Origin of the sequence: Kitasatospora sp. NPDC057692 (assembly GCF_042799475.1) — a bacterium.
Lineage (GTDB): Bacteria > Actinomycetota > Actinomycetes > Streptomycetales > Streptomycetaceae > Kitasatospora.
Genome location: NZ_JBHVIV010000068.1, coordinates 40,472 through 49,269, shown reverse-complemented (window position 1 = coordinate 49,269; position 8,798 = coordinate 40,472). Strand labels below are relative to the sequence as shown.

The 8,798-nt window shown below is 72.4% G+C and carries 9 protein-coding genes; 6 read left to right on the top strand and 3 right to left on the bottom strand.

Going from position 1 to position 8,798, the window contains the following annotated elements; all coding sequences use genetic code 11:
• Nucleotides 1-150: 150 nt before the first annotated feature.
• Nucleotides 151-2,487, bottom strand: a complete 2,337-nt coding sequence (locus tag ACFVFS_RS30250) for a transglycosylase domain-containing protein (RefSeq protein ID WP_380628010.1) — start codon at nucleotides 2,485-2,487, stop codon at nucleotides 151-153.
• Between the two features lie 423 nt (nucleotides 2,488-2,910).
• Here ACFVFS_RS30250 and ACFVFS_RS30245 point away from each other — a divergent pair, with 423 nt between their 5' ends.
• Nucleotides 2,911-3,234, top strand: a complete 324-nt coding sequence (locus ACFVFS_RS30245) for a WhiB family transcriptional regulator (RefSeq protein ID WP_344338874.1) — start codon at nucleotides 2,911-2,913, stop codon at nucleotides 3,232-3,234.
• A gap of 155 nt (nucleotides 3,235-3,389) precedes the next feature.
• On the opposite strand, the gene ACFVFS_RS30240 is transcribed toward ACFVFS_RS30245, so the two are convergent.
• Both ACFVFS_RS30240 and ACFVFS_RS30235 read right to left on the bottom strand, forming a co-directional pair.
• The gene (locus tag ACFVFS_RS30240; protein WP_380628009.1) at nucleotides 3,390-4,604 is read right to left on the bottom strand and encodes an ArsA family ATPase; all 1,215 of its coding nucleotides are present in this window, start codon (nucleotides 4,602-4,604) and stop codon (nucleotides 3,390-3,392) included.
• Nucleotides 4,601-5,686: an ArsA-related P-loop ATPase gene (locus ACFVFS_RS30235; protein WP_380628008.1), complete on the bottom strand. Its 1,086-nt coding sequence runs from the start codon at nucleotides 5,684-5,686 to the stop codon at nucleotides 4,601-4,603. Before ACFVFS_RS30235 ends, ACFVFS_RS30240 begins: the two co-directional genes overlap by 4 nt.
• A 200-nt stretch (nucleotides 5,687-5,886) precedes the next feature.
• On the opposite strand from ACFVFS_RS30235, the gene ACFVFS_RS30230 reads away from it, so the two are divergent.
• From ACFVFS_RS30230 to ACFVFS_RS30210, 5 genes are all read left to right on the top strand, one after another.
• Nucleotides 5,887-6,054: a DUF4177 domain-containing protein gene (locus ACFVFS_RS30230; RefSeq protein ID WP_380628007.1), complete on the top strand. Its 168-nt coding sequence runs from the start codon at nucleotides 5,887-5,889 to the stop codon at nucleotides 6,052-6,054.
• The gene (locus ACFVFS_RS30225) at nucleotides 6,051-6,521 is read left to right on the top strand and encodes a RidA family protein (protein WP_380628006.1); all 471 of its coding nucleotides are present in this window, start codon (nucleotides 6,051-6,053) and stop codon (nucleotides 6,519-6,521) included. The genes ACFVFS_RS30230 and ACFVFS_RS30225 overlap by 4 nt, the downstream gene beginning before the upstream one ends.
• Before the next feature lie 191 nt (nucleotides 6,522-6,712).
• Nucleotides 6,713-7,591: an NUDIX hydrolase gene (locus ACFVFS_RS30220; RefSeq protein ID WP_380628005.1), complete on the top strand. Its 879-nt coding sequence runs from the start codon at nucleotides 6,713-6,715 to the stop codon at nucleotides 7,589-7,591.
• A 136-nt stretch (nucleotides 7,592-7,727) separates the two neighbouring features.
• Complete coding sequence (locus tag ACFVFS_RS30215) at nucleotides 7,728-7,904, top strand: hypothetical protein (RefSeq protein ID WP_380628004.1); 177 nt, start codon at nucleotides 7,728-7,730, stop codon at nucleotides 7,902-7,904.
• The gene (locus tag ACFVFS_RS30210) at nucleotides 7,901-8,728 is read left to right on the top strand and encodes an MBL fold metallo-hydrolase (protein WP_380628003.1); all 828 of its coding nucleotides are present in this window, start codon (nucleotides 7,901-7,903) and stop codon (nucleotides 8,726-8,728) included. Before ACFVFS_RS30215 ends, ACFVFS_RS30210 begins: the two co-directional genes overlap by 4 nt.
• Nucleotides 8,729-8,798 lie beyond the last annotated feature (70 nt).

Here is an 8,798-nt window from a genome sequence, read left to right as displayed (position 1 = left end):
GGGGCGGGGGGCGGCGGGGGGGCCGCGGTGGTGCCGGCGGCGCTCGCCGGCTGCCCGGGCCCCCGCACACCGGCAACGCGGGGCCCCCCCCGAGCCGATCGCTCGGGGGGCGCCCCTCGTCGTTCACCGGTCGGGCCGGCGGGCCTGCGCTCAGTGGCGGCCGCGCCCGTTGCCGTTCCCGTTGCCGCCGTCGGCGCCGCCGATGACGCCCGGCGGGAAGGTGAAGCCGCCGCCGATCACACCGCCCGCGTTGGGACCGGGGCCGCCCGGGTTCTGGGCGGGCGGCGGGTTGCCGCCCGCGTTCGGGTCGGCCGGCGGGGTGGCCGGGGCGGTGGCGTTCGGGTCCGGCTTGGGGGCCGGGTCCGGGATGTCGATGGTCGGCAGAGTCTCCTTGGGCGAGCCCTTCAGCGCGCCGTCCATGGCCATCTTCCAGATCGGGCCGGGGCCGGTGGCGCCGAAGACGCCGTCGGCGCCGTAGTAGGTGTCGCCGATCTTCATGTTCTTCATCTCGACGCCGCCGGTCGGGCCGCCGATCCAGACCGCGGTCGCGAGCTGCGGGGTGTAGCCGCTGAACCAGGCGGCCTTCTTCTTGTCCGTGGTACCGGTCTTGCCGGCGATCTGGCGGCCGTCCTCCAGGCCGAGGGAGGCACCGGTGCCCTTCTCGGTCACGTTGAGCAGGACGGTGTTCATCGCGTCGGCGGTCTGCTCGGAGAAGGCCTGGCCGCAGCTGCTCGCCGGGACCTTGACGTCCTTGCCGTCGACGGTGGTGATCTTGTTGATCGCGATCGGCGTGCAGTGCTTGCCCCGGGCGGCGAAGGTCGCGTAGACGTTCGCCATGGTCAGCGGGGACATCTCCTTGGTGCCCAGGGTGATCGAGGGCACGACGTCGATCTTGTCACCGGAGGCGGTGGTGGCGATGCCCAGCTTGTCGAGCATCTGCTTGACGGGGCAGAGGCCCATCTCCTGCTCCATCTGAACGAAGTAGGTGTTGACCGAGAGGGCCATCGCCTGCTTCAGCTCGTAGGGGCCGACCTCGCTCTTGCTCTCGTTCGGGACGTAGCGCTTGTCGCCCCGCTCGGTGTTCCGCCAGGTGCCTTCGCAGGTCTTCATCGTCGGCCACTCGATGCGGTTCTCGGACGGGAACGCCTTGGTGGGCGGCATGCCGTTCTCGAGGGCGGCCGCGGCGATGATCGGCTTGAACGTCGAGCCGGGCTGGAAGCCGTTGCCGCCGCCCATCGCCGCGTCGACGTTGAGGTTGACGACGGTCTGGTTCTTGGAGGGCTCCAGGCCGTACGGGCGGGTCTGGGCCATCGCCAGGATCTTGCCGGAGCCCGGCTCGATCATGGTCGTGGCGGCCGAGACCGGGTCGGTGACCTTGACCTTGGTGGTGACCGCGGCCTGGGCGGCGGCCTGCTTGTCCGGGTCGAGGGTGGTGTAGATGTTCAGGCCGCCCTGGTCCCAGAACTTCTTGCGCTCGGCGGCGTTCTTGCCGAACGCGGGGTCCTGCTTGACCACGTGCCGGACGTAGTCGCAGAAGAAGCCCATGCCCGCCTGGGCGGTGATGCAGCCGTTCTGCGGGTCCTTGTACTTCAGGCCCAGCGGGGCGGCCTTGGCCTCCTTGGCCTGGTCCGCCGTGACGTGCTTGTTCTCGACCATCTTGTCGATCACGACGTTGCGCCGCTTCACCGCGTTGTCCGGGAAGCGCACCGGGTCGTACTGCGAGGGGTTCTGGACCAGGCCGGCCAGGGTGGCGGCCTCGGCGACGGTGAGGTCCTTGTTGGACTTGCTGAAGTAGCGCTGGGACGCGGCCTCGATGCCGTACGCCTGGTGGCCGTAGAAGGTGATGTTGAGGTAGTTGGTGAGGATCTGGTCCTTCGTCAGGTCCTCCTCCAACTTGATCGCGACCTTCAGCTCCTGGATCTTGCGGCCCAGGGTCTTGCGCTGGGCCTCCAGGACGGCGGCCTGGTCGTCGCCGGCCTTCTCGACGTTGACGTTCTTCACGTACTGCTGGGTCAGCGTCGAGGCGCCCTGGGAGGCGGTGCCGCTCTCCGCGTTCTTGCTGATCGCGCGCAGCACGCCCTTGAGGTCGACGGCGCCGTGCTCGTAGAAGCGGGCGTCCTCGATGTCGACCTGGGCCTGCCGCATGTACGGCGACATCTGGTCGGCGGTGAGGACGGTGCGGTCGCGCTCGTAGACCTTGGCGATCAGCCCGCCCTTGGCGTCGAAGATCTGGGTGGCCTGGGTGAGCGGCGGCGTCTTGAAGTCGTCCGGGATGTTGGAGAAGCCCTCGGCCGTGTTCTTGGCGGTCAGCCCGAGCGCGCCGACGGCGGGCAGGGCCATGCCGGCCAGCAGGACGCCGGAGAGGACGCTGACCCCCAGGAACTTCACTCCGTGGCCCGCGTAGTCCAGCGGTGATCCGCGGCGCTTGCCGCGCGGAGCTCCGGTGTTTCCGGGGGGCGGGGATGCCTGGGGGCGCTTCGGTGCCATGAGGAGAACCCTACGTTGCCGAATGCCACACGCCGGGGCAGGTGTTCGCCTAGGCTTGTCACAAGCTTGCGACAGCTTCGCTGCGTCAGCATCGATCACTCTTGTGAGTGATGAGAATTGCCCGAATTGCCCGCTACTGGGGTGCTTTTGGGGCAGCTGTTGGTCGCTGCACCCCTGTGTCCGGTAGCACTGTGTGACGACTCGCGTGGTGAGAGTGGCGCCCGCGACCCTGGCAAGGCTTGCGACCTGCGATCACTCCAACGAGTGAGCTGATCGCCACCCATAGTCCAATTGGGTCATTCGAGATTGAGCCCGAAGGGGCTGTTGCAAGCTGTCGTTCTTCCGTAACGTCCTCAACTGGCAACGGTGAATATGCCGTTGCCGCCGTGGGGGAGCCTCGATTCGGGAGAGGACGGCGCCGGCATGGGCTGGGTAGACGACTGGAGTGCGCAGGCCGCCTGCCGCACGAGTGATCCGGACGAACTGTTCGTCCAGGGGGCGGCGCAGAACCGCGCCAAGGCGGTGTGCAGCGGGTGCCCCGTGCGCACGGAGTGCCTGGCGGACGCGCTGGACAACCGGGTGGAGTTCGGGGTCTGGGGCGGGATGACCGAGCGCGAGCGCCGGGCGCTGCTGCGCCGCCGGCCGACCGTGATCTCGTGGCGCCGGCTGCTGGAGACGGCGCGTACGGAGTACGAGGCCTCGCTGGCCACCGGCGTGATACTGACGGACTACGCCCAGGCGGGCTGAGCCGGGCGAAGGACGGTCGGTCAGCCCGGGCTGGGGGGCCCGGGCCGGACCGGTGTCGGGGATCGGTGTTCGGAGGCCGACGGTCGGCGTTCGGTGGTCGGCGTTGGACGGCCGGCGTTCGGTGGTCCGAGCCGACGTCGGACCGGTGTTCGGGATCAGTCGGCGGAGCCGCTGAGCCGTTCGCCGATCACCCGCAGGCCGTCCAGGTCGTGGACGTCCCCGGGCAGCGCGGCCACCTCGACGATCGGCACGTCCGGGTAGACCGAGACGAAGCGGTCGCGGGTCCGGCGCTCGCGCACCATCACCTGCATCCGCTCGGCGTGCAGCCGCAGCAGCCCGGCCGCGAGCAGTTCGGCCTCGGGCGAGGTGTGCTCGGACCCGTTCTCCTCCAGCGCCTCCGCCGCGGCCAGCGCCCGTTCGGCGGTGAGCTGCGGCGCGCCCGTCCCGTGCACCCGGTTGAGCACCAGCCCGGCCAGCGGCATCCGGTCGGCGGCCAGCCGGTCCACGAAGTACGCCGCCTCGCGCAGCGCGTCCCGCTCCGGCGCGGCCACCACCAGGAACGCCGTGCCCGGCGCCTGGAGCAGCTGGTACGTGCGGTCCGCGCGCTCGCGGAAGCCGCCGAACATCGAGTCCATCGCGCTGACGAAGGTCTGCACGTCGGTCAGCAGCTGGGCGCCGAAGATCTTGCCGAGGGTGCCGGTGAACAGGCCCATCCCAACGTTCAGGAACTTCATCGCGGACCGGCCGCCGACCTTGGCGGGCGCGGTCAGGATCCGGATCACCTTGCCGTCGAGGAACGACCCGAGCCGGTTCGGCGAGTCCAGGAAGTCCAGCGCCGAGCGCGACGGCGGGGTGTCGACGACGATGAGGTCCCACTCCTCGGCCGCCCGCAGCTGGCCGAGCTTCTCCATCGCCATGTACTCCTGCGTGCCCGCGAAGCCGGCCGACAGGGACTGGTAGAAGGGGTTCTCCATGATCGCGCGGGCCCGCTCGGGCTCGGCGTGGGCCAGCACGACCTCGTCGAAGGTCCGCTTCATGTCGAGCATCATGGCCTGCAGCTCGCCGTCACCGCTCACGCCCTTGACGACCCGCGGGGTGTTGTCGAGCTCGGTCAGGCCCATCGACTGCGCCAGTCGGCGGGCCGGGTCGATGGTCAGCACGACGACCTTGCGGCCGCGTTCGGCGGCCCGCAGGCCGATCGCCGCCGCGGTGGTGGTCTTGCCGACGCCGCCGGAGCCGCAGCAGACGATGATCCGGGTCTTCGGGTCGTCGATCAGCCCGTCCACCGCGAGCCGGCCGCCCTCGCGGTCGCCCGTGCCGCCGCCGTGCTCGGCCGCGCCGCCGCCGCTCGTGTTGGTCCGCCCGCTCACGCCGCCCCCTGCCGCTTCAGTTCGCCCGCCAGCCGGTAGAGCCCGCCGAGGTCCACACCCTCGCCCAGCAGGGGAAGTTCGTAGGTCGGGAGCTTCAGCTGCTGCAGGTCGGCGCGCCGCGCACGCTCCAGCTCCACCCGCTCGGCGTGCTCCCTCGCCTGCTCCAGCAGCGGGTCCAGCAGCGGCTCGACCGCCGTCCGGACGGTCTCCGGCTTGCGCGAGCGGCCGCCGAGGCCCGCCTCGCCGAGGGCCAGTGCGACCTCCTCGCGGTGGTCGCCGTCCACCGCGGCCACCGCCGCCGCGTCCAGCACCGGCGGCCGGACCATGTTGACCAGCACCCCGCCCACCGGCAGCCCGGCCTCGTGCAGCTCGGCGAAGCCGTCGACGGTCTCCTGGACCGGCATCTCCTCCAGCAGGGTGACCAGGTGCACGGCGGTCTCCGGCGACTTCAGCACCCGCATCACGGCCTGCGCCTGGCTGTGGATCGGGCCGATCCGGGCCAGGCCGGCCACCTCGGAGTTGACGTTCAGGAACCGGGTGATCCGCCCGGTCGGCGGCGCGTCCATCACCACCGCGTCGTACCGCCGCCGCCCGTCCGGGCCCTTGCGCCGGGCGGCCTCGCAGGCCTTGCCGGTCAGCAGGACGTCCCGGACGCCGGGGGCGATGGTGGTGGCGAAGTCGACGAAGCCGACCTTCTGCAGGGCCTTCCCGGCCCGGCCGAGCTTGTAGAACATGTCGAGGTACTCGAGCAGCGCCTGCTCGGTGTCGATCGCGAGCGCGTGCACCTCACCACCCGTGGCCGCGGCACCGTCCTGGGCCGGCGGCAGACCGAGCTGGGCCGGGGTGACCGAGGCGATCCTGCGCTCCTCGTACGGCAGGGCCGCTATGCCGAACAGCTCGGCGATGCCCTGCCGGCCCTCCACCTCGATCAGCAGCGTCCGGTGGCCCTCCGCGGCGAGCGCCAGCGCGAGTGCCGCGGCCACCGTCGTCTTCCCGGTCCCGCCCTTGCCGCTGACCACGTGCAGCCGCACGCCCTCCCAGTCGGGATCGCGCCGGGCCGCCTGGCCGGGGGTGCGTGCCACGCTCCGTCTCCGTCCGTCTCCGAGGGCCGGCACCACACGGGTGCCCTTCCGCGAGGGTAACCAGGGACCGCGCCGGATGCCGGGAGTACCCCGGGGGCCGGGCCTGAATCATGCCCGGTTTGTGGGCCACCTCACACGCCGGAGCGCGCCCGGGCGCGGACCGTGCCGGTCCGCCGGGACCGAGCGTCTAGAGTCTGGCCATGACCAAGTGGGAATACATGACGGCACCCCTGCTCGTGCACGCCACGAAGCAGATCCTGGACAACTTCGGCGAGGACGGCTGGGAGCTGGTCCAGGTCGTACCGGGCCCGAACCCGGAGCAGCTGGTGGCCTACTTCAAGCGTGAGAAGAAGGCGGCGCACGCATGAGCAGGGTCGAGGAGAAGCTCGCCGAGCTGGGTCTGACCCTGCCGCCGGTGGCCGCCCCGGTCGCCGCCTACGTGCCCGCGCTGCGCACCGGTGAGTTCGTCTTCACCTCGGGCCAGCTCCCGATGGTGGCCGGCAAGCTGCCGAACACCGGCAAGGTCGGCGCCGAGGTCACCCCGGAGGAGGCCAAGGAGCTCGCGCAGATCTGCGCGCTGAACGCGCTGGCCGCCGTGAAGTCCGTGATCGGCGACCTCGACCTGGTCGAGCAGGTCGTCAAGGTGGTCGGCTTCGTCGCCTCCGCCCCCGACTTCACCGGCCAGCCCGGTGTGATCAACGGCACCAGCGAGCTGCTCGGCCAGGTGTTCGGCGAGGCCGGTGTGCACGCCCGCAGCGCGGTCGGCGTCACCGTGCTGCCGCTGGACGCCCCGGTCGAGGTCGAGCTGCAGGTCCGCGTCCGCGCCGGAGCCTGAACCCGCAGGCCCGGACCGCGAAGGGCCGACCCTCGCGGGTCCGAGCCTCGCAGGTCCGAGCCGTGCGGGCCTGAACGGTGCGGGCCTGAACCGCGGGCCCGAGCCGGACGCGCGCGCGAACCTGCCGGGGGCGGGGCCGGACAACGGATCACCCCTGTCCAACCCCGCCCCCGGGCGCTTAGCATCCGGGCATGGACCAGCGAGCAACGACGCTCCCGATGCCGCCCGGCTGGCCCGCCCGGATCAGGGCGGCCGACGCGGGCGAGCTGACCCCACCCGTGCCGAAGCCGTCCGCCACCGTGGTGCTGCTCAGGGACACCGGCGCGGGCGCCGGCCCCGAGGCGTACCTGCTGCGCCGCCGCACCTCGATGGCGTTCGCCGCCGGCATGTACGCCTACCCGGGCGGCGGGGTGGACCGGCGGGACGCCGAGGCCGAGCTCGGCTGGGCCGGACCCGGTCCGCACGCCTGGGCCGAGCGGCTCGGAGTGGACGCCGCGACCGCGCAGGCGGTGGTCTGCGCCGCGGTCCGCGAGACCTTCGAGGAGGCCGGGGTGCTGCTGGCCGGCCCGGACGCCCACAGCGTCGCCGCGCCCCGCGACTGGAGCGCCGAGCGCGCCGCCCTGGAGGCCCACGAGCTCTCCTTCGCCGACTTCCTGCGCGAGCACGGCCTGCTGCTGCGCAGCGACCTGCTGGCCGGCTGGGCGCGCTGGATCACCCCGGCGTTCGAGGAGCGCCGCTACGACACCTGGTTCTTCGTGGCGGCCCTGCCGCCCGGGCAGGACGCCGCCCGCGAGGTCGGCGAGGCCGACCGGGTCGCCTGGCTGAGCCCGGCCGAGGCCGTGCACGGCTACGAGGAGGGCCGGTTCGGGATGCTGCCGCCGACCGTCACCGTGCTGCGCGAGCTGCTGCCGGTGCGCAGCGCCGCCGAGGCGCTGGGCGCGGCGGCCGAACGCTCGCTGGAGCCGGTGCTGGGCCGTGCCGAGGTGCGCGGAGAGCGACTGACCGTCCGCTGGCCGGGGTACGACGAACTGACCATCGACGGAACCTTCCCCGAGGAGCGCGTCGGCTGACGCCGCAGCGTTCCTCGCCCTGTCCCCTTTTTTCTCCCGCGTTTCCCGCAGCAGGTCCCCGTAGCAATTCCCCGCAGCAACTTCCCGCAACACGTTCCTGATACAAGTCCCTGTCAGAGGAAAGGATCGACGCCCGATGACCCACAACGACGTGGCTCGCCGGACGGCACCCGAGATGCCCGCCCGCAGCCTGACCCCGCGTACCCCGGCCTGTGCCAGTGGCCAGGCCCCCTTCACCGAGGTGGCCCAGCGCGCGCTCGTCCGCGCACTGCCCCTGCGCCTGCTGCATCGCGACGGCGAGGGCGGCCGGTGAGCGGACTCCTGCCCGGTGACCCCGCCGCCGCGATCGGCGGCGAGGCCACCGCCCGGGCGCTCTGCGTGCTGGCGCCGAACCCGTCCCCGATGACGCTGGACGGCACCAACACCTGGCTGCTCTCCGAGCCCGGCTCGGACCTCGCGGTGGTGATCGACCCGGGCCCGCTGGACGAGGGCCATCTGCGCCGGGTGATCGAGACCGCCGAGCAACGGGGCCAACGGGTGGCGCTCACCCTGCTGACCCACGGGCACGCCGACCACTCCGAGGGCGCGGCCCGGTTCGCCGAGCTGACCGGCACCGAGGTCCGCGCGCTGGACCCGGCGCACCGGCTGGGCTCCGAGGGCCTCACGCACGGCGAGCGCCTGGAGGTCGGCGGCCTCGACCTGCGGGTGGTCGCCACCCCCGGCCACACCTCGGACTCGCTGACCTTCCACCTGCCCGCCGACGGCGCGATCCTCACCGGCGACACCGTGCTCGGCCGCGGCACCACGATGGTCGCCCATCCGGACGGCCGGCTCGGCGACTACCTGGACTCGCTGCGCCATCTGCACACCATGGCCGCCGAGCACGGGGTGCGGACGGTGCTGCCCGGCCACGGGCCGGTGCTCGCGGACGCGCTGGGCGCGGTGGACTACTACCTGGCGCACCGGGCGGGCCGGCTGGCCCAGGTGGAGACGGCGGTCGAGGCCGGCTGCCGGACGGCGGCCGAGGTGGTGGCCCGGGTCTACGCGGACGTGGACCGCGCGCTGTGGCCGGCCGCCGAGCTGTCGGTTCGCGCCCAGCTCCAGTACCTCAGGGAGCACGGGCTCATCCCGGAGTGACGGCCGCCGAGAGCAGCCGTCTCCGAGAGCAGCCGTCTCCGAGAGCATCGGCCTCCGAGACAGCGGAAAG